Raw genomic sequence first — 20,672 nt, forward strand, 5'->3', positions numbered from 1 at the left:
GGCGTGACGTCCGCTCGTGCCGCGTGAGGGATTTCGAGCGTCGCTTCCGGGCGCTCCGTCCGCAGCGTCACGGCGTCGTCGTCGACCGCGATACGGTAGGGGACGCCCGCCACCCGCGTCGGGAGGTCGACGGCGACCGAGACGGTGGCGTTCGCCGCGCCGACCCCGTCCGGTCGGTCGGTCTCCGCGGCGCGGGCGAGCCGGTCGGCGCTCTCGACGTTCGCGGCCGCGGTCTGCCCGAGGACCGCGAGGTCGCTCTGCACGGTCCGGTCCGTCTGCGAGTCAACGACGCCGCCGACGCCGATGACCACGCCGGAGAGCAGTATCGCTCCGATGGCGAGCGTCAACACGTACCCGACGGTGACGCTCACGCCGCGCTCGTCGCGGCGGAGGCGCGCCGCCCCCGAGTCGGGACGCTCACGCATCGGGCTCACCCGGGGCGACCCGAACGGCGGTCTCGAACCGGAGCTCCGCAGTCCGGTAGCGGAGGGCGATCGTGGCCTCGTACACCGCCGGCGTCGCCGTGAGATCCGGATTGGAGGTAACGGCGTCTTCCGAGACAGGTCGCACGGTCGCGGTCACCTCCCCGTCGGCGGCGTCCGCGTTCGCGAGGGTGACGTTGTAGGCGTCGTCGGGCGGGGCGAGCGCCGTCGGCCAGATCCCCGGACAGGGGCGGTCACCCAGCCGCTGGCCGGTCAGATCGACGGTGACCCGGTCGCGTCCGTCCGGCGGCACCGCACACCGGGCCGTCGGAACGCTCCCGTCCTCGCCGACCGCAACGGTGACGTTTCCGTCGGTCTCGTTGGTGTACACGTACAGCTGGTGGCTTCCACCGGTCGAGTTATCGAGGTCGACGTGGAACGCGTCGTCGACGGCGCCGGCCGAGTCGGTCTCGTTGAGCGAGCCAGGGTCGACATCGAGCGCGAAGCCGCGCGTCCGGCTAACGTCGGTGGCGAGGGTCGCCGCGTTCGGATCGACCGAGCCGTTCCCGGCAATTGTCCCCGTAATTCGGCTCCCGTTTCGGACCGACGACAGTTCGACGCGCGCCACGCCGCCCCGCTCCGCGTACGAGCGGGAGAGTTCGCCGTCGAGGTCGGTGACGCCGTCCCGAACCTCCGCGGCGGCGTCGTCGTGGCTGTCCGGGGCCGCGCGGTTGGTCGCGTCGATCAGCTCACCGGTCCCGTCGACGGCGGTCGCCCTGACCTCCAGCGCCTCGCCGTCGGCCGACTCGATCCCGCGGGTCGCGACGTTCTCGCTGTAGATGGTCGCGTTCAATAGCACCACGAGCGTCACCAGCGAGACGGCCATCACCAGCCCCGCGACGAGCAGGAGCTGGGCGCGGTCGGCGCCGCGGGCGCCGTCGGCGCCGAAGAGGCGGTCCCGGTCCGGCGGGCCGACGCTCACATCCGCCATACGACGATGCGCACCTCCACGTAGGCGAACAGCCGACCGGACCCGGTGTCGGCCGCGTAGAACTCTCCCGAGTCCGTTCCGTCGGCCAGCCCTCCCAGCGTCGAACTCTCGTAGCCCGGCGCGGTCAGGTTCGTGTCGTTCGCGAGCGCGACCGTCCGCGTCGCGGTCACGGCGTTGTCGCTCGGCGTTCCCATGTCGATCAGCGACGTCGTCCGCCGCTCCGTCCGGGCCGTCGTGTTGTAGTGGCGGAGCTCCACGTTGACGGCGATCTGCCTGTCGATGAACGTCCGATTCAGCGCCTCGCCGAACCCGCCGAGCGCGCCGTCGAACCCGTTCGGCCCCGCGGCCCGCGCGTAGCCTTCGCCGTCCACCTCCGGCGGGCTCGACGCGAACGTCTCGTTCTCCGGGTTCCAGCGCAGGATCGCCGCCTGCAGGTCGCCGTTCTCGGCGCTCGTCGCCAGCAGGTCGCCCGCGACCGCCCGCTGCTGGTTCTCGATGTGCTGGTTCGACGTGCTGGCGGACAGGGGGGTCACCGCGGTCGCCTGCAGGGCGAACGTGAGCCCCGCGACGAGCAGGATCGCCGCCGCGAACGCCTCCAGGGTGTGCGCCTGCGCGCGGTCGTCTGTCGACCCCATGGTCACCACACCCGCACCGTGAGCCGGTACTGCGTCCCGCCGATCGTGACGAGTCGCTGCGAGACGGTGACGTCCTCACCGACAGCGTCGCTCGGGTCCGCGGTGGCTCGATCGGGCTCGACCTCGAACCGGCCGTGTCGCGTCGCGATCGTGAGGGTCGACGCGTTCGTGCTCGGGTCCCGCCGATCGAGGTCGTGGATCACCACTTGCACGTCGCCGTCGACTCCGAAGGTGGCCGCCGGGCTCGCGGCAACGGCCGGGTGACAGTCGGCCTCGGTCCCGAGCGTCGCGTTCCCGTCGAGGAAGGCGACGGTACAGGCCGGCGACAGCACGCCGGGCTCCGCCGGCGACGCCGCGAGCAGGTCGCCGGCGACGCCGGCCGCGACCCGGTCGCTCACCACCGGCGAGGCGGTGGCCGCCGCCGAGAACGGGTCGAAGAGCGTCGGAACGAAGGCGATCACGAACGCGAGCGTCAGCAGGAACACGCCCGCGCCGACCGCGAAGTCGATCGGGGTCTGCGCGCGGGTGTTCTCATCCCACATAGATCCACACCCCCAGCGCGAGCGTCATCAGGACCACGGCGAACTTGACGCCGGAGACGATGTCGGCGTTCCGGATGTACCCGCTGATGAACCCGGAGAGGATCGCCTGCAGCGTCACGGCGTGGAAGAACAACAGCGAGAGCACGTCCGGGTCCACCCCGCCGCCCCCGCCGAAGCCGGCGCCGCCCGCGCCCCCGGCCGCCCCGCTGTCCGCCTGCGAGGAGAGCCCGCCCATCACGTCGATGAACTGGGTCTGGAGGATCGCCATCACGCCGAGCAGGGTGACGTACGTCATCACGATGATCGCCACCTGCATCCGGGTGCGGGAGATCCGCTCGCGCTCGATGTCGTCCTGGTTCTCCGAGGCCTGCGCCGCGGTGGTCAACACGTCCGTGATCTGTGACGACGCCTCCTGCGCCTCCGAGATGAGCTTCACCGTCCGCGCGAGCCGCGGGACCGCGTACTTATTGTTGAACTCCACCAGAGCGTCCCGCAGGCTCATCCCGTAGTTCACCTTTGCGTGGACCACCTCGAACTCCTCGGCGAGCTTCCCGGTCGACGTCTCGGAGACCGTCTCCACCGATTCGAGCAGCGTCTGTCCGGTGTCGTTCGCGGAGGAGAGCTTCCGGAGGCTCTCGGAGAGCTTCCCGGTGATCGCCCGCTTGGACCGCTGGCTCCACTCGTGGAACACGGCGAGCGGCGCGAGCACGAGGTACGCCGGGACGTACACCCAGACGAACGTCGACCACACCGGGCGGTCCACCCAGCCGTCGAATGTCGTCGGCGCGTTCCCCGAGGCGACCGTGACGGCGACGATGACGAGCGCGGCCGGCACCGTCAACGCGAGCGTGTACAGCGGGTTGTCGCGTAAGAACAGGTGCGGCGCGGAGACGATCTGCTTGGTCTTGTACGTCCCTTCGCGGTCCCGGATCCGGTCGAAGACGCCGAATCGACCGACGAACGCCTCGATCAGTCCGAAGTGGAGCAGCCCCTCTCGGCTGGTCTGCTGGAGCCGCTCGCTCCCGCCGTCGGGGTGGAGGTATCCGTCGCCGGGCTCGTCCTGCTTCACCGTGGAGACGAGCACTAGGAAGCCCGCGCCGGTCAGCGGGATGAGGGCGTACACGGTCGCGTACAGCAGGCGCTCGTCCGACTCGCCCATCATCCCCATGATGACGAGGATGATGATGAGAAGCAGGGGGAACAGCGACAGCGTCATGTACATCTCGCCGAACAGCTCCAGCGTTTCGAGGGTCATCTCGCGCTCCTGTTTCGACGTGCGGAGGTGTTTCTCCTTTTTGTCCTTCAGGAAGCTCTCCATGTCGCCGCCGGAGTTGACGATCGAGAGCATGTCGGCGAGGAACTGCGAGAGCTCGTCGGAGGGCGTTTCGAGCGACTGCTGGCGGATCGCGTTCCGGTAGTCGGTACCGAAGTACTCCGTCTCGTTGACGATGCTCTGGAACTCCTGGGACACCTCGCCGTAGGTGTCCTCTGCCGTCGCCATCGCGCGCAGGATCTCCAGCTGGTTGAGCCCCCCGACGGAGAGCGCGTACATGAACGACACCGAGTCCGCGAGCAGGAGGTTGATCTCCCGCTCCCGCGCCGACGCCCGCGAGTAGGGAACCGCGACCACGCCGCCGAAGCCGATCGCGAACCCGATCGACCCGAACACCAGCCCGCTGACGAGGACCGCGGTGGGGACGACCAGCGACCGCAGGAACTCCTGAATCGCCGGCGTCGGCGCTGGCACGCCGAGCGAGAGCGCGTCCGGCTCGATCAGCCCGAGCGAGAACACGCCGTAACCGGTCAGCGTCCCGAGCGCCCAGAGGGCGCCGCCGACGAGCAGACCGACGCCGAGCGCCCGGGAGACGTACATCTCCACCTGGTCCGGCATGCGCGCCTCCGCCAGCTTGCGCTCCACGTCCCCCACGAAGTCGCCGTCGGCGTCGAAGAGCAGCTCGAAGACCGGGTAGAACAGCTCCGCGAGGACGTCCCCGTCGACGGAGCCGTCGCCGACGCTCGCGTCGAGGCTCACGAGCCCCACCCCGTTCGGGCCATGGGACTACCGCTCCTCCGGGGACTCGACGGTCCCGAATCCCCAGTCGTCGATGTCGTCGGTCTCCTCGCCGTCGCGGTCCTCGTCGCCGTCGCGGTCCGCATCTTCGGTGCCGTCGGCGTTGCCGTCCTCGTCGCCGTCGCGGTCCGCATCCTCGTCGCCGTCGCGGTCCGCATCCTCGTCGCCGTCGCGGTCCGCATCCTCGGTGCCGTCGGCGTTCCCGTCCTCGCCGCCGTCGCGGTCCTCGTCCTCGCCGCCGTCGCGGTCCTCGTCCTCGCCGCCGTCGCGGTCCTCACCCTCGCCGCCGTCGCGGTCCTCGTCCTCGCCGCCGTCGCGGTCCTCACCCTCGTCGCCGTTGGCGGCGTCCCCGGTGCCCCCGACGTCGTCTCCGGTTTCGGGTCCGATCGCCCCACCGTCGACGTTCGCTTCGAGTCCGGGGTCGGCCGCCTCCGGGCCCAACTCCGGGTCCCGGTCCGGCGCCGGGTCGGAGTCCGGGTCGAGGACGTCGATCCCCTCGTCGAACGGCTCGTCGAAGTCGATCCCGTCCGCGTCGTCCGTCGCGTCCGATTCGTCGGTGTCGTCCGCCGCGTCCGTCCCGCCCGTCCCGCCCGCCTCGCCGACGTCATCCACGTCGTCCGTCGCGTCCGCTTCGCCCGCGTCTGCCGAGCCGCCCGCGCGCTCTCCGCGCTCGGCGTCGCTCCCGTTCGCGAAGGCGCTCTCCGCCGTCGGAGCGGCTCCGAACTCCGGGTTCGGCGGCGTCGCGTCGGCGGTGTCGTCCTCGCCGAGCGTTCCGTCCTCGCCGGGCGCGACGGCCTCGTCGAGCGCCGCGGCCTCGTCGGCCGCCCGCGCGAGCGCCTCGCGGTCGGCACCCGGCTCCGCCTCCACGTCGCGGACGGGCGCGACGTCGAGGAGGGCGTCGGCGACGGAGTCGGGCATCCGACCGCGGTACTCCGCGAACAGGTCCTCCGCCTCCGCGAGGATCCGCTCGACCTCCTCGCGTCCCGCTTCGTCGGGATCGGGACGCGGGACCATCTCTTCCTTGTCGCGGTCGACGTTGATGAGCACCGACTCCATCTCGCGGAGGTCCTCCAGCGAGCGCTCCAGTTCCTCGTTCGCCATCAGCGCGAGGACCGTCTCCGGGTCGTTGATGAACGCCTGGAACGTCGCCGCCACCTGCGCGTAGCTGTTGAGCCCGCGGTCGATGAGGTACGCCAACACGACCCGGCGCTTCCGCAGCTCCTCGTCGAGCGTCGCGCGGCTCCACCCGCGGTCGAACATGATGTCCTCGAGCGTGTTCGAGTCGCCCATCTGGAGGAACTCGTCCGTCTCTGCCTGCCACTGGAACACGTCTTGGACGTTGATCTCGTCGTTCTCTGCGTCGTAGTGGTTGATCTCGGTCAGCGACTTGTTCCGGCGCACCTTCTTCCCCTGCACCCGCGTCGACGTCTGGACCGAGACCAGATCGAGCGCCGTGAACATCGTTTTCGAGACGTTGATCGGGTCGGTGGTGAACCGCTTGAGCACCTCGCCGACCGTGTCGGCGTGGAACGTCGTGTAGGTGGTGTGGCCCGTCGACATCACTTGGAAGGCCGTGCGGCCCTCCTCGCCCCGGATCTCGCCCATCACGATGTAGTCGGGTCGCTGGCGGAGCGCGGCCTCCAGCAGGTCGAACTCGTCGATGTCGCCCTTGTCGTCGTCGGAGAAGGAGGGGCGGGTGACGGAGGCGATCCAGTTGCGCTGGGGGAGCTCCACCTCGCGGGTGTCCTCGATGGAGACGATCTTCGCGTTCGAGGGGATGAAGAGGGAGACGGCGTTCAGGCTCGTCGTCTTCCCGGAGGCGGTGCCGCCCGCGAAGATCAGGCTCTTGTGGTTCTCGATCGAGAGCCAGAGGAAGGCCATCTCGTCGAGCGAGAACGTCTTCCAGTTGATCAGGTCGATCGGGGTGAACGGCACGTCGTTGAACTGCCGGATAGTGTAGTTGGTCCCGTGGTCCGACACCTCGCGGCCGAGCGTGAGCTGGGCGCGGGAGCCGTCCGGAAGGGTCGCGTCCACCTGCGGGCGCCGCTTCGAGATCCCCTTCCCGGAGCGCTGCGCGAGCTTCACGACGAAGTCGTCGAGCTCGTCGGTCTCGTGGTAGACGTTGGTGATGATCTGCTCGTAGTCGGAGTGGTAGACGAAGACGGGCGAGTTGTACCCGTCACAGGAGATGTCCTCGACGTTGATGTCGTACTTGATCGGGTCGATCCGCTCGTAGCCGATGAAGTCGCGCTTGAGGTAGTACAGCAGCTTCTCGACCTGATGCTCGGAGAGGGTCTCCGAGTCCTCCGCGAGCACCGCGGGCTCGGGTCGAGCGAGCACCTTCTTGGGAGACGGACTCGGCTCCGCCGGCGGCTCGTACCCGAGCGACTCGGTGATCCGACCGGCGATGCCCGCGGTGAGGTCGAAGCCGAAGCGGTCTGCGAGGTCGTCCACGAGGTCGTCGACGGCCCCCCGGTCGTCGTCCGCGCCCTCGTAGAGGTCGTACCGGTCGAGCAGCGTCAGCGTCTCGTCGACGATCACGCTCTCGCGGAACGCCTCGTCCCCGCCCGCGATCGACTCGTCGGCGTACTTGATCGAGGTCCGGAGCTTCCCGGTGAGGAACTCGACGAGGTCGGTCTCGATCTCCGTCCGATACGGCTGGACCGCGTAGTACTTCACCTCGTTCTCCTTCCTCGACCGAAACACGATCACGAACGCGTACGGCTTGTTCACCCAGTACCGCTCGATCTCGCGGAAGTGGCGCTTCTTCGGCATCGGCACCGCCTTCTCCAGGTCGTACCGGTTCGCGAGCGTGGTGTGTCCCTCCTCGGTCGAGAAGAACGCGTCCTCGTCGATCTCGGGGTTCACGTCGACTGTGCGCTCGTCGACCAGCTCCGCGAGGTCGGCCGCGGCGCACCCGCCCGCACCCAGCAGCTCCTCGGTCCGGTCGGGGTCGAACCCCAGCGCCTCGACCTTGTCGTCGTGCGTGAACTCCAGCGGCTCCTCTTCACCCTCCTCGTTCACCTCGGTCGGCGGGTTCCCGTCCTCGTCGAGGAAGTACTCGTCGCGGTAGTCGTCCCACGTGTAATACCCCTTGAGGACCGGCACCTCGTAGAGATTGTATCGGGCCGAACACAGGTCCCAGAGGACGTCTCCGACCGCCGTAGCCGCTCCGACGCGGTAGCCCGTCTCCGACGGGTCGAACCCGAGGAACTCCCTCGGGTCGACGTCGATCCGGTCCCACTCCTCGTCGGCCGGCGCGCGCCGCGGCACCGCCTCGACGTCGGCGCCCGCGGCGACCACGACCCCGGGGACGCCCGCGCCGTCGACCGCGATTCCGGGGCGATCCGCGGGCTCGTCCGCCTCCGCGCGATCGCTTTCGGTCGACCCGTCGGCCGGTTCCGCCGGTTCGTCGTCAGAGTCCTCTTCGTCCTCGTCGTCGCCGTCCGCTTCGTCCTCGTCGCCCTCGTCGTCAGAGTCACCTTCGGCCTCCTCGTCGTCCTCTTCGCTTCCCTCGTCGCCGACGGCCTCATCGCCCTCCTCGCCGACCGGTTCAGCTCCGGAATCGGGAGCCGCCGCCGCGGTCGAGGTCCCGGCGGGGACGACGGCCGCGCCGCTGAGGACGACGTCGTCCGGGCCGATTACGAGCGTGCCCGCCTCCGGCGTGCCGTGTCCCGGGACCGCGGTGTCGCCGTCGGCCTCGTGCGGCTCGTCGACGCCGGCGGCGCGGACCACCTTCTCGACGCCATCCTCGACGTGCGCGTCGACGGCGGTCGCGGGGACGACCGGCTCCTCGCCGATGTCGGCGTACAGGTCGGCCGCGGCGTCGTCGCGGCCGCGGTCGCGGAGGAACGAGCGCCACGAGTACCGCCCCACCGCGACCGGGGTATCGGACGCCGGCGGGTCCGCCGTCTCGTCGGGCGAGAGGGGCGAACGCTCGGCGTCCTCGGTTGCCATACGTGCGTCCATGATTCGACCGTTGAAAAAGGTGTCTCGCAAAACACCGAGACTGATAATCCTAGTACCGGGGCCTGTAATGCGTATTTGGAGCGATCTAGGCGGAACACGATCTGTCAGTCGTTTTTATATACGCCTGGCTCAGTGCGGAGCGCGGTTCGCGTCGGCTGTCGACGCGCCCGTCGGAGTAGCGCGGGACGCCGAAACGGATCCGATGGCACAGCGCTCGGACCCACGGCGGGAGCGATCCGATCGAGCGGAGAGTGGGTATTTACGTCGCCGCGGCCGAAACGGCCGACGTGACACGATCAGACGCCTCCGGCGGGCTCCGATCGCTCGGTCGGCTCCGACGGGCGCCCGTTCGACGACGCGTCCGCGACGTGATCGCCGAGGAGCTGCTCGGCACCTCGCGGAGCCTCGCCGTCGTGCTCGGGTTCACCGCCTTCATGCTCGCCGTCGGGATCGGGTACTACGCGCCCACCGCCGGCGAGGTGCCGGTGCCGCTGTGGCCGCTGTACGCGGACTCGGCCGTCGCGGTCGCGCTCGGCGGGGTGGCGCTGGTAACTCTCGTCCCCACGGTCCGCCGCGGCGAGCGCGTGACCGACGCCCCGACCTCGCGCGGGCTCGCGTACCTCCAGACCGTCGCGTTCGTCTGGCTGGTCCAGTTCGGGCTCTGGCCGCTCGTCTCGCTGAACCTCGCGTTCGGCGAGTACGTCGCGGCCCCCGACGCCTGGATCTACTACTGGGGCGTGCTCGGGACGCACCTGCTGTTCGTCGGCCTCGCGCTCCTGTTTCCCGCGTTCGGCCGGACCACTCGCGGCGCGCTCGGTCTCGCGTCCGCGCTCGTCGTCGGGAACGTGGCCCTCGACTACGGCGCCGGTTACCATCCGCCGCTCCTGTACGAGCCCGGCCTCCCGCTGGCGGGTGCGACGCTCGCGATCGGTGTCGGATCGGTGTGGCTCGCGAGTCGGTCGTTCCGGCGGCTTGGCGACGACAGTTAAAAACGAATCCCGCTTGTGCCGCTACTGCTCACGTCGTTCGCAGATAGCGGGCGCGGCGGGAGCCACGCGATCGAACGGAGTGAACGAGTGTGGAGTCAGTCGCGCCAGTGACTGAGGGGTAGCGAAGGAGCGGGCGCGACGGGATTCGAACCTCAGTCACTTCGCTCGCTGCGCTCGCTCCGTTCCCTGCTTCGAATCCCGCTTGTGCCGCTACTGCTCACGTCGTTCGCAGATAGCGGGCGCGACGGGATTCGAACCCGCGATCGAGAGGTTAGGAACCTCTCGCCCTGTCCGCTAGGCCACGCGCCCGAAGCGGGTGGAGAAAACGTCGATACGGGGATCGGTCGGCGCCGCGGAGCCGATTACGCGCTGGTCTCTTTCTCGGTCTCGGTCTCGGTCTCGAGGTCCGCGTCCTCGTCGTCGATCGTCGAGTCGGCCTGGACCGCCGAGTCGTCGTCCTCGTCCTGCATCTGTTTCAGTTCGTCCTCGACCTGTTCACGCCCCTTCTTGAACTCGCCCATCGCCTGGCCGGTCGATCGAGCAAGCTTCGGGATCTTGTTCGCCCCGAACAGCAGGACCAACACGAGCAGGATGATGAGGAGCTCCGGGCCCGCCGGAATGCCGCCGATCAGTGGAATCGCACTTACCATCTCTACACGACCGTAGCTCTCTGGCGACTATAGTCTTTTTGCCTCAGTAAATGACTCACAAATACCGCCCGAGCGCTCCCGAACCCCTCGATCGCGGAGGTTCGGTGTTCGAGCCGATTCGTCTCGAATCCGGACCGGCTGCCGACGGCGAAACGATGATACCCCGCCGCCGCGACCGATCGGTATGACCGACGTCGGCGACGACGCCCCGACCTTCACCGCCTCGCTCGTGACCGACGAGATCGAACCGTTCGACCTGTCGGCCCACCTCGGCGACGAGCCGGTCGTGCTCGCGTTCTTCCCGGCCGCCTTCTCGAACACCTGCACGGACGAGATGGAGGCGCTCCGAGACGGGTTCGACCGCGACGACTGCACGCTGTTCGGCGTGAGCACCGACCTCCCGCACGCGCTCGTCGCGTACCGATCGCAGTACGACCTCCCGTTCGCGCTCGTCGCCGACCCGGCCCACCGCGCGATCGAGGCGTACGACGTCGTCGAGTCGTTCGATCGCTACGGCGTCGATACGGTCGCACAACGGGCCGTCTTCGTGATCGACGGCGACGGCGTCGTCACGTACCGGTGGCTCGCCGAGCACGCGGGGCAAGAGCCCGACTACGACGCCCTCGAAGCGGCGGTCGAAGAGGCTAACGCGTAGGTCGAAGAGGCTAACGCGTAAACGACGCCCGCCGCCGAGCGCACGCTCCGACGACGACCTCGTCTCTCAGGCGGGATCGCGGAGGTCCGCCAGCGATTCCGGGTTCTCCATCGACGAGAGGTCGCCCGGGTCCTCTCCTTTATAAACGGACTCGATCGCCCGCCGGATGATCTTCCCCGACTGCGTCTTCGGGAAGGCGTCGACGAACAGCAGCTCGCGCGGCCGGAACGGTTTCCCGTGCTCCTCGCCGACCAGCGTCCGAAGCTCCTCGCGGAGGTCGTCGCTCGGGTCGACGCCGGGCTCGAGCACGACGTACGCGACCACCGCGGTGCCGGTGGTGTCGTCGGGGACGCCGACCGCGGCCGCCTGATTGACGGCGTCGTGGTCGATGAGCACGCCCTCGATCTCGGCCGGGCCCACCTTCCGGCCGGCGACGTTCAGGGCGTCGTCGGCGCGGCCGTGGAGGAACCAGAACCCGTCCGCGTCCTCCTGGGCGAAGTCCCCGTGGTCCCAGAGGTCCTCCCACGTCGACCAGTACTCCTCCAGGTAGCGCTCGTCGCCGGACCACAGCGACTTCGTCATCGACGGGCAGGAGTCTCGCGCGACGAGGTACCCTCGGTCTCCCGACTCCCTGACCGACTCGCCGGTCTCGTCGACGATGTCGACGGCCATCCCGAGCCCCGGTCCGCCGAGCGTGCACGGTTTGAGGGGTTGATTCGGCATCGGCATCAAAAAGCAGCCGCAGATCTCCGTGCCGCCGGAGATGTTGATTATCGGGCAGTCGCCGCCGCCGACCGCGTCGTAGAACCACCGCCACGACTCGGGGTCCCACGGCTCGCCGGTCGAACCCAGGATGCGGAGCGAGGAGAGGTCGTGGCCCTCGACCCACTGGTCCCCGTGCTTGCGGAGCGCGCGGATCGCGGTCGGCGAGATACCGAACTGGGTGATCGAGTGCCGCTCGATCAGCTCCCAGAACCGGTCCGGCTCCGGGTGGTCGGGCGCGCCCTCGTACATCACCACGGTCCCGCCGAACGCGTGGTTGCCGATCAGCGTCCACGGCCCCATCATCCAGCCGATGTCGGAAACCCAGAAGAACCGGTCCGCGGGCTGCTGATCGAAGCCGAAGTGGATCTCCTTGGCGCACTGCGTGAGGACGCCGGCGTGGGTGTGGACGATCCCCTTCGGCTCGCCGGTCGTCCCGGACGAGTACAGGAGCATGGACTCCTGATCGCTCGGGAGTCGCTTCGTCTCGTAGCCGACCGGCTGCGAGGCGATCGCCTCGGTCCACGTCACGTCGCGGTCGGGGGTCCACTGGACCGGCTCGGTGTCGGTCCCGCTCGCGGCGTCGTCGGCGCCCGCGGGCGTCGCCCCCAGCCGGTCGTAGACGACCGCGTGCTCGACGTGGCCCGCTTCCTCGATCGCCGCGTCGGCGGTCGCCTTCAGTCGGACCTCGCTCCCGCGGCGGTAGAACCCGTCCCCCGTGAAGAGGACGGCGGGTTCGGCGTCCGCGATCCGGGTCGCCGTCGCCTCGGTCCCGAAGCCGGAGAAGATCGGCACCGCGATCGCGCCGACCTTCAGGCAGCCGTAGAGGATCGAGACCACCTCCGGCACCATCGGCATGTACAGCCCCACGGTGTCCCCGGTCTCGACGCCGACCGACTCCAGGTAGTTGGCGACGCGGTTGGTCTGTCGGGCCAGCTCGTGGAAGGTGACCTCGCGGACGTCGCCGGGCTCACCCTCCCAGATCAGCGCGACCCGGTTGCGGTTCGGCGAGTCGACCGCGGCGTGCCGGTCGACGACGTTGTGCGCGACGTTGATCTCGCCGCCGGGATACCAGTCGGAGAACTGCGGGCCGTCGCTGTCGCCACCGGACTGCGTCCGGTTGCCAGCGGAGCTCCGCTCCGCGCTGTCGCGAACCGCGTCGTACTCGGTATAAAACTCGATGTCGAGGTAGTCGACGATCTCGTCCCAGAACCAGTCGACGCCGGAGGCCGGCTCGTCCGCGACCTCGCTCGTGGTGCGTTCGATCAGCTCCTCGTAGTCGTCGATCCCGTACTCGCGCATGAACGCGGCGACGTTCGTCGACTCGGCGAACGCCGCGCTCGGCTCGTGTACGATCTCCTCTATCCCCTCGTACTCGTCCATCTCGTCCGGCCGTTTTCGCGGTAACCGTAAGTAATTTTCCTGAACGTTCTGCTACCGCGGGTCGGCGCACTCGCCGGCGACCGAGACGCTCTCGCCGTCGACGGCGACCGTCCCGTCGTACAGGTCGCAGACCCCGGCGTCCCACGCGATTCGCCCCTCCCAGTCGGCGCCCGTCACGACGACCTCGTGGCGACCGGTCCCGCCGACCGTCGCCTCGAACGCGCGGGCGACCCCGGGAGCGATGCGGTCGGACTCCTCCTCGTACGTCGTCCCGTCGTCGCCCTCGACGACGTCCACGTCGACCGCCTCGTCGCCGTCGTTTCGGACCGTGAGGTCCAGGCGGCCGGGGTCTGTTTCGCCGACCCCGAGACAGCCCGTGAGCGCTCCCGCCGTCGCGGTCGCGGCCGTCGCCGCGAGGAGTTCCCGTCTACGCATGGAGGCCCGTCGCCGGGGCGTGACTTGAACCCCGGACACGCGAGCGTCCGGTGCGACGCGGGTATTTAAAAACAGTCGGGCGCGCGGAGAGCCTCGGCTTCGGCCGGCGCGGTCGGTCAGCCCGGCGCGTCTACTCGAGGTCGGCCGGGGCGTCGCCGTCGGTATCGGTCTCGTGCGCGGCGACCTCCTCGTCCGCGGCGACCTTCTCGTCCGCGGCGACCTCCTCGTCCGCGGCGACCTTCTCGTCGCCGTCGTCCCCCTCGGCGTACGCCGACTCGGGGACGATGTCGACGGAGGCGACCGCGTCGTCCGGATCGAGGTTCATCACGATGACGCCCTTCGTGTTGCGGCTTACCGTCGAGATCTCCTCGACGCGGGTCCGCATGATCTGGCCGTCGTCGCTCATCGCGAGCAGGTGGTCGCCGTAGGTGACCGCCTCGATGGCGACCGCCTCGCCGTTTCGGTCGCCGGTCTTGATGTCGATCAGCCCCTTCCCGTTGCGGGACTGCTGGCGGTACTCGTCCAGATCGGAGCGCTTCCCGTAGCCGTTCTCGGTCACGCTGAGGACCCAGTTGTGGTACTCGTCGTCGATGGCGGCCACGCCGGCGACCGCGTCGCCCTCGCGGAGATCGATGCCGATAACGCCGCGGGCCGTGCGCCCCATCGCGCGCGCCTCCGACTCGTCGAACCGGATCGCCATCCCGTTGCGGCTCCCGATGACGATGTCGGTGTCGCCGTCGGTCACCTCGACGTCGACGAGCTCGTCGCCGTCCTCCAGCCGGATCGCGCGGATCCCCGTCGACCGGATGTTCCCGAACTCGTCGACCGCGGTCCGCTTGATGTACCCGTCGCGGGTCACCATCGTGAGGAACTCCTCGTCGTCGAGGTCCTCGGTGTTGACGACCGCCTCGATCTCCTCGCCGTCGCCGAGATCGAGGAGGTTGACCGCGGACTTCCCGCGCGCGGTCCGGGACATCTCCGGGATCTCGTACGTCTTCAGCTCGTAGATCTGCCCGCGGTTGGTGAAGACGAGCAGGTAGTCGTGGGAGTTAGCGGCGAACACGGAGGAGACCCGGTCGCCCTCCTTCAGGTCGGTGCCGATGATCCCCTTCCCGCCGCGATTCTGCGCGCGGAACGTGTCCAGCGGCATCCGCTTGATGTAGTCGTCCTCGCTCATCACGACGACGCACTCCTCCTCCGGGATGAGATCCTCGTGGGTCACGTCGCCGACGTCCTCGATGAAGCTCGTGCGGCGCTCGTCGTCGTACTCGTCTTTGATCTCCCGGAGCTCCGTGACGATCACCTGATCGAGCTCGTCGGGGTCGGCGAGGATCGTCTCCAGCCGCTCGATCCGGGCGGTCACGTCCTCGTACTCGGACTCGATCTCCTGGGTCTCCATCGAGGTGAGCGAGCCGAGCTGCATCCGGACGATGTGTTCGGCCTGCGCCTCGCTGAACTCGAACTCTGCCTCCAGCGCTGCCTTCGCGGCGTCGCGGTCGTCGGAGTTCTGAATGGTCTCGACCACGTCGTCGACCTGTTCGAGCGCCTTCAGACGCCCCTCGAGGATGTGCGCGCGGTCCTCGCGCTCCGACAGCTCGTGTTCGGAGCGCCGCCGGACCACGTCGCGCCGGTGTTCGACGTAGTGTTCGAGCGTCTCCTTCAGATTCAGCACCTGCGGCGAGCCGTCGACCAAGGCGAGGTTGATGACGCCGAAGGTGCGCTCGAGGTGGCTCTCCAACAGCTGGTTCTTGACGACCTCGGCCATCGCGTCGCGCTTGAGCTCGACGACGACCCGGATCCCGTCGCGGTCGGACTCGTCGCGGAGGTCGCGGATCCCCTCGATCGACCCGTCGTTGACGTCCTCGGCGATGCGCTCGACGAGCCGGGACTTGTTCTGCTGGAAGGGGAGCTCCGAGATGACGATCCGCCCCTCCTCCTCGTCGACCTCGAACTCGGCGCGGACGCGGAGCCGGCCCCGGCCCGTCTTGTACGCCTTGTGGACCGCGTTCCGGCCGACGATGTTCGCGCCGGTCGGGAAGTCGGGCCCCTTGACGTGTTCCATCAGGTCCTCGACGGTGCAGTCGGGGGTCTCGATCAGCTCGACGGTGGCGTCGATCACCTCGCCGAGGTTGTGCGGCGGGATGTTCGTCGACATCCCGACTGCGATCCCCGACGAGCCGTTGACGAGCAGGTTCGGGAACGCGGACGGGAGTACCTCCGGCTCCTCCAGCCGGTCGTCGTAGTTCGACGTGAAGTCGACGGTGTCGCGCTCGATGTCGGCCAGCAGCTCCTCGGCCATCGGAGCCATCCTGGCCTCCGTGTACCGCATCGCGGCCGGCGGGTCGCCGTCGACGGAGCCGAAGTTCCCCTGCCCGTCCACGAGCGGGTACCGCATCGAGAAGTCCTGGGCCATCCGCGCGAGCGAGTCGTAGATTGCGCTGTCGCCGTGCGGGTGGTAGTCGCCCATCGTCTCTCCGACGACGGAAGAGGACTTCCGGTGCGAGGAGTTGCTGGTGACGCCCGCCTCGTGCATCGCGTAGAGGATGCGCCGGTGGACGGGTTTGAGCCCGTCGCGGACGTCGGGGAGCGCGCGGCCCGCGATCACCGACATCGCGTAGTCGATGTACGACTGCTCCATCTCGTCTTCGATGCGGGCGTTCGTCACCTGCGCGGCGCGGACGTCGCCGGCGTCGACGTCGGGGACGTCCGAGCTCATATGTCCACCCACTCCGCCTCGGTGGCGTGCTCCTTGATGAACTGCTTGCGCGGCTCGACGGCGTCACCCATCAGCACGTTGAACATCCGGTCGGCGGCGGCGGCGTCGTCGACGTTGATCCGCTTGAGCCGACGGTTCTCGGGGTCCATCGTCGTGTCCCACAGCTGGTCGGGGTTCATCTCGCCGAGCCCCTTGAACCGCTGGACCTGGTCCGGGCTCCCGTCGCACTCCTCCGCGACGATCCGGTCCCGCTCCGCCTCCGTCATCGCGTCGTACGTCTCCCCGCGGTACCGGACGCGGTAGAGGGGCGGCTGGGCCGCGTACACGTAGCCCGCCTCGAGAAGCGGCTTCATGTGACGGTACAGGAGGGTCAACAGGAGCGTCCGGATGTGGGCGCCGTCGACGTCGGCGTCGGTCATGATAATGATCTTGTTGTACCGGACGTCGTCGATGTCGAACTCCTCGCCGATCCCCGCGCCGATCGCGGTGATCAGCGCGCGGATCTCGTCGTTCTCGAGGATGCGGTCGAGCCGGTGTTTCTCCACGTTGAGGATCTTCCCCTTGAGCGGGAGGATCGCCTGGTTCTCGCGGTTGCGGCCCTGCTTGGCCGAGCCGCCCGCGGAGTCGCCCTCGACGACGAACAGCTCCGCCTCGGTGGGGTCGCGGGTCTGGCAGTCGGCGAGCTTTCCGGGCAGCGCCGTCGACTCCAGCGCGGACTTGCGCCGCGTCAGCTCCTCGGCCTTCTTCGCGGCCTTGCGCGCTCTGGCTGCCTCCGCGGCCTTGTGGACGACCTTCCGGGCGGTGTCGGGGTTCTCCTCGAAGAAGGTGCCGAGCTTCTCGTGGGTCGCGGACTCGACGATGCCGCGGACCTCGCTGTTGCCGAGCTTCGTCTTCGTCTGTCCCTCGAACTGCGGGTCGGGGTGTTTCACTGAGATGACCGCCGTGAGTCCCTCGCGCACGTCCTCGCCCTTGAGGTTCGCCTCGAGGTCGTCGACGAGCCCGTGCTCGTTGGCGTAGTCGTTGACGGTGCGCGTCAGGGCGGTCTTGAAGCCGGTGAGGTGGGTGCCGCCCTCGCGGGTGTTGATGTTGTTCGCGAACGCGTGGACGGAGCCCTGCAGCTCCTCAGTCGCCTGCATCGCGACCTCGACGTGGATGTCGTCCTGCTCGTCCTCGAAGTAGATGACCTCCTCGTGGATCGGCGTCCGCGTCTCGTTGAGGTAGCCGACGAACTCGCGGATGCCGCCCTCGTAGCGGAACGTCTCCTCGTCGCCGGCGTCGGCGGCGGACTCCTCGTCTCGCTCGTCGACGAGCGAGACGGAGACGCCGGAGTTGAGGAACGCCAGCTCGCGCAGGCGGTTGGCGAGCGTCGAGAACTCGAAGTCGGTCGTCTCGAAGATCTCCTCGTCGGGCCAGAAGCGGATGTACGTCCCCGTCTCCTCGTCGGCGTCGAGGTCTCGCACGCGTTCGAAGCCGTCCTCGGCGGGCTCGCCGCGGGCGAACTCGTGGCGGTAGACCCCGCCGTCGCGTTTCACTTCGACCTCCAGCCGCTCGGAGAGGGCGTTGACGACGCTGACCCCGACCCCGTGGAGCCCCCCCGAGACCTGGTAGGACTTGGAGTCGAACTTCCCACCGGCGTGGAGGACGGTCATGATCACTTCGAGCGCCGGGCGGTCGTACTTCTCGTGGGTGTCGACCGGAATCCCCCGACCGTCGTCGCTGACGCTGACCGAGTTGTCGTCGTGCACCGTGACGGTGATGTCGTCGCAGTACCCCGCGAGCGCCTCGTCGATGGAGTTGTCGACGACCTCGTAGACGAGATGATGGAGCCCCCGACCGTCCGTGGACCCGATATACATCGCCGGACGTTTACGGACGGCCTGCAGGCCTTCGAGGACCTGGATCTGGCCGGCTCCGTATTCACTCTGCTCTGGCATAGAACTTACCTGAGCTAGTCGATGCCGGGTTATAAAGCCGGCGCACGCGCGCGGGCGTACGAGCGGCACTCGCTAATAAGAATGTGAGATCGGCGGGACGCGAGGTCGGGGCAAATCGCGGTCGGCGTGAGGCGAGGTCGGCTGTCTACCGTCCGTCTACCGTCCGTCTACCGCCCTTCGAGAGCGGTCCGCGCCCGTTCGATGAGCGCGGCGCGGACTCCCTCCGGGTCCGCGCTGGCGCCCCCGTCGCCGAATCGAACGGGCGTCTCCCTCGCGATCGCCTCGACGACCCGGTCCGCGACCGCGTCGACCGTCGCGCCCCCCGTCCGCCGGTCGAGGTCGGCGACGGCGCGCTCGAACCGGTCGTCGGTGGCGTACGCCGCGGCGACAGCCTCGGGGTCGTCGAGCGGCGGAGCGGCGGAGTCGCCTCCGGGGGCGCTCTCGGTCCTCTGAGCGCTCCCCGCCTCCCGAGCGCGTGCGTCCCCCCGAGCGCCCTCGTTCTCGTCCGCCGCCGCCCCCTCCGCGAGCAGCTTCCCGCGACCCCCGCGCTTGTTGCGCACGACGACCCCGGCGGCCGGCCCGTCGCGCCACGCCGAGTCGGGGACCTCGTACGTCTCCGGGTCGAAATCGCGGGCGTTCACCTCGCGCTCGACGGCGGTGACCGGCTCGAGGCCGACCCCGTCGAAGACGGCCGCGACGGCGTCTGGCGGCCGAAACGACCCCTCTCCCGATCTCTCCCCCGACCCGACCCACACGTCGGTCCCGAGAAACGCCGGGAGCCGGTCCCACTCGTAGTCGGTCCCGCGGTGGCGGGTGGCGACGCCGAAGAAGACCACGTCCGCGGGGTCCTCGACCGCGTCTCGGAGGGCCTCGCGGTCGAACCGCTCGCGAACGCGCCTGACGGCGGGCCGGAGCGCCAGCGGGACCGCGTCCGCGTCCGCGTACGTCGTCTCGGGACCGCCGAAGCGGAGGAGCCCCGACTCGTCCATCCGGAACCGGAGCCCCGTCCCGTCGATCAGCTCGAGCAGCCAGAGGTGGCCGTCCAGGAGGTCGTCGGGTGTCGGCGAGCCGCGGATGTCTGGAAGGGGTGGAAAGGAGCGCATGGGTGGGCGACGCGTGGTCGTCGGAGCGTGCGTCCCGGAGCGGGTTGGCTCTTTGGGCTCGCGGGATGGTCCGCCGAGGAGGCGTGCCGCCCGGCCCCACCGGCACAAGCCGCCCCCCCCCCCGGCCCCACAGCTACAAGCCGCCCCCCGGCCCCACAGCTACAAGCGGCTGCCGGGCGTACCGCCGGTCGATGTTACCGATCGCGGACTCCTTCGAACACGGCTATCGGGGCTGCGAGATCCGGTACGGGCGCGGCCGCGCCACCGAGCTCGGCGACGCCCTCGACGAGCGCGGGCTCGGCGACGCCCTCGTCGTCTGCGGCTCGAACGTCGGCGCCAACGACGACCTGATGGACCCGATACGCGAGGGGCTCGGCGACCGGCTCGCCGGGGTCTTCGACGGGACGACCCCGGGGAAGCGCGTCGAGACGGCGTTCGACCTGCTCGACCGGCGAGCGGAGGTCGACGCGGACGCCCTCGTCGCGGTCGGCGGCGGGAGCAGCCTCGACGTCGCGCGACAGGCGACGCTGCTCGACGTGGACGGGCGCGACCTCGCCGACCTCCGGGCGGACGCCGAGGCCGGACCGGACGCGCTCGGCGACCTCGCGCCCGGGACGGACCCCGCCGTCCCCGTCGTCGCAGTCCCGACGACGTTCGCGGGCGCCGACGTCTCCGCGGGCGGCTCGCTGGAGGTGCTCGACGCGGACGCGTCGCCCACCGGTCAGCCGGTGACCGTCAGCGGCGCGGGCGCGATGCCGGCGATCGACCTCGCGGACCCGGCGCTGTTCGAGACGACCCCGCGACAGGTGTTGGCTGGCTCGGCGATGAACGGGTTCGACAAGGGCATCGAGACGCCGTACGCGGCCGACGCCTCGCCGGTGAGCGACGCGACCGCGATTCACGGGACGCGGCTCCTGCGTGACGCGCTCCCCCGCGTCGCCGGCGACCGACCCGGCGACCCGGCGGCGACCGACCGCGCGGTGGTGGGCGCGCTGCTCGTCCAGCTCGACCGGAAGCTGTCGGTGATCCACGCGTTCGGACACGGCTTCGCCCGCCGGTACGACGTCCAGCAGGGGGCCGTCCACGCGGCGATCGCGCCGCACGCCCTCGCGTACCTCTTCGACGAGGTGGACGGGAGCCGGCGGGCCCTCGCGAACGGGCTCGGCGTCGCCACCGCGGGTCGCGACGACGACGCGGTCGCCGAGGACGTGGTCGCGGCGGTCGCCGCCGTCCGCGACTCCCTCCCGGTCCCCTCGCGGCTCCGGGAGTTAGACGCGGTCGCGGAGGACGACTTCCCCGCAATCGCCGAGTACATCGCCGACGACTGGTCGATGGGCCGGGCTCCGGCGGGGCTCGACGCGGCCCCGGAGACGATCGAGGGCGTGCTGCGAGAGGCGTGGTGAAGAGCGGCTCGA

At 69.6% G+C, this 20,672-nt stretch carries 15 protein-coding genes and 1 tRNA gene; 3 read left to right on the forward strand and 13 right to left on the reverse strand.

The features are described from left to right. The 6 genes from C468_RS15720 to C468_RS15745 form a co-directional block, all read right to left on the reverse strand. On the reverse strand, positions 1-425 hold a 425-nt coding region (locus tag C468_RS15720; RefSeq protein WP_008849891.1), incomplete at its 3' end, for a DUF7266 family protein. Next, positions 418-1,413, reverse strand: a complete 996-nt coding sequence (locus C468_RS15725; protein WP_008849892.1) for a DUF7261 family protein — start codon at positions 1,411-1,413, stop codon at positions 418-420. The genes C468_RS15720 and C468_RS15725, both read right to left, overlap by 8 nt. Then, complete coding sequence (locus C468_RS15730; RefSeq protein ID WP_008849893.1) at positions 1,401-2,048, reverse strand: DUF7288 family protein; 648 nt, start codon at positions 2,046-2,048, stop codon at positions 1,401-1,403. The genes C468_RS15725 and C468_RS15730 overlap by 13 nt, the downstream gene beginning before the upstream one ends. A 2-nt stretch (positions 2,049-2,050) precedes the next feature. Next, entirely contained in the window at positions 2,051-2,590 is a 540-nt protein-coding gene (locus C468_RS15735) for a DUF7287 family protein (RefSeq protein ID WP_008849894.1), read from the reverse strand. Beyond that, on the reverse strand, positions 2,580-4,622 hold the full coding sequence (locus C468_RS15740; RefSeq protein ID WP_008849895.1) for a type II secretion system F family protein: 2,043 nt from the start codon (positions 4,620-4,622) through the stop codon (positions 2,580-2,582). Before C468_RS15740 ends, C468_RS15735 begins: the two co-directional genes overlap by 11 nt. 27 nt (positions 4,623-4,649) lie before the next feature. Beyond that, positions 4,650-8,618, reverse strand: a complete 3,969-nt coding sequence (locus C468_RS15745) for a type II/IV secretion system ATPase subunit (protein WP_008849896.1) — start codon at positions 8,616-8,618, stop codon at positions 4,650-4,652. 299 nt (positions 8,619-8,917) lie between these two features. Here C468_RS15745 and C468_RS15750 point away from each other — a divergent pair, with 299 nt between their 5' ends. Next, positions 8,918-9,619 (forward strand): DUF1405 domain-containing protein, encoded by a 702-nt coding sequence (locus C468_RS15750; RefSeq protein WP_049912280.1) that lies wholly within the window; start codon positions 8,918-8,920, stop codon positions 9,617-9,619. 236 nt (positions 9,620-9,855) lie between these two features. Here C468_RS15750 and C468_RS15755 read toward each other — a convergent pair. After that, a tRNA-Arg gene (locus C468_RS15755) sits at positions 9,856-9,928 on the reverse strand. Between the two features lie 53 nt (positions 9,929-9,981). Next, on the reverse strand, positions 9,982-10,269 hold the full coding sequence (locus C468_RS15760) for a Sec-independent protein translocase subunit TatA/TatB (protein WP_008849898.1): 288 nt from the start codon (positions 10,267-10,269) through the stop codon (positions 9,982-9,984). A 184-nt stretch (positions 10,270-10,453) separates the two neighbouring features. On the opposite strand from C468_RS15760, the gene C468_RS15765 reads away from it, so the two are divergent. Then, positions 10,454-10,924: a redoxin domain-containing protein gene (locus tag C468_RS15765; RefSeq protein ID WP_008849899.1), complete on the forward strand. Its 471-nt coding sequence runs from the start codon at positions 10,454-10,456 to the stop codon at positions 10,922-10,924. Between the two features lie 66 nt (positions 10,925-10,990). Here the strand turns inward: C468_RS15765 and C468_RS15770 are convergent, their stop codons facing one another. The 5 genes from C468_RS15770 to C468_RS15790 all read right to left on the reverse strand — a co-directional run bounded on the left by C468_RS15770 (position 10,991) and on the right by C468_RS15790 (position 19,257). Further along, complete coding sequence (locus C468_RS15770; protein WP_008849900.1) at positions 10,991-13,069, reverse strand: AMP-binding protein; 2,079 nt, start codon at positions 13,067-13,069, stop codon at positions 10,991-10,993. Between the two features lie 51 nt (positions 13,070-13,120). Beyond that, the gene (locus C468_RS15775) at positions 13,121-13,504 is read right to left on the reverse strand and encodes a hypothetical protein (protein ID WP_008849901.1); all 384 of its coding nucleotides are present in this window, start codon (positions 13,502-13,504) and stop codon (positions 13,121-13,123) included. A 130-nt stretch (positions 13,505-13,634) separates the two neighbouring features. After that, on the reverse strand, positions 13,635-16,220 hold the full coding sequence (gyrA, locus tag C468_RS15780) for a DNA gyrase subunit A (protein WP_008849902.1): 2,586 nt from the start codon (positions 16,218-16,220) through the stop codon (positions 13,635-13,637). Next, positions 16,217-18,154 carry a DNA topoisomerase (ATP-hydrolyzing) subunit B gene (gene gyrB, locus C468_RS15785; protein ID WP_008849903.1) on the reverse strand — a complete coding sequence of 646 codons (1,938 nt, stop codon included), beginning with the start codon at positions 18,152-18,154 and terminating at the stop codon, positions 16,217-16,219. Before gyrB ends, gyrA begins: the two co-directional genes overlap by 4 nt. 167 nt (positions 18,155-18,321) lie before the next feature. Further along, positions 18,322-19,257: a hypothetical protein gene (locus C468_RS15790; protein ID WP_008849904.1), complete on the reverse strand. Its 936-nt coding sequence runs from the start codon at positions 19,255-19,257 to the stop codon at positions 18,322-18,324. 191 nt (positions 19,258-19,448) lie between these two features. Here C468_RS15790 and C468_RS15795 point away from each other — a divergent pair, with 191 nt between their 5' ends. Then, positions 19,449-20,660, forward strand: coding sequence for an iron-containing alcohol dehydrogenase family protein (locus C468_RS15795; protein ID WP_008849905.1), 1,212 nt, complete (start codon positions 19,449-19,451; stop codon positions 20,658-20,660). Positions 20,661-20,672: the final 12 nt, after the last annotated feature.

It is taken from the genome of Halorubrum kocurii JCM 14978, from assembly GCF_000337355.1.
Classification (GTDB): Archaea; Halobacteriota; Halobacteria; order Halobacteriales; family Haloferacaceae; genus Halorubrum; species Halorubrum kocurii.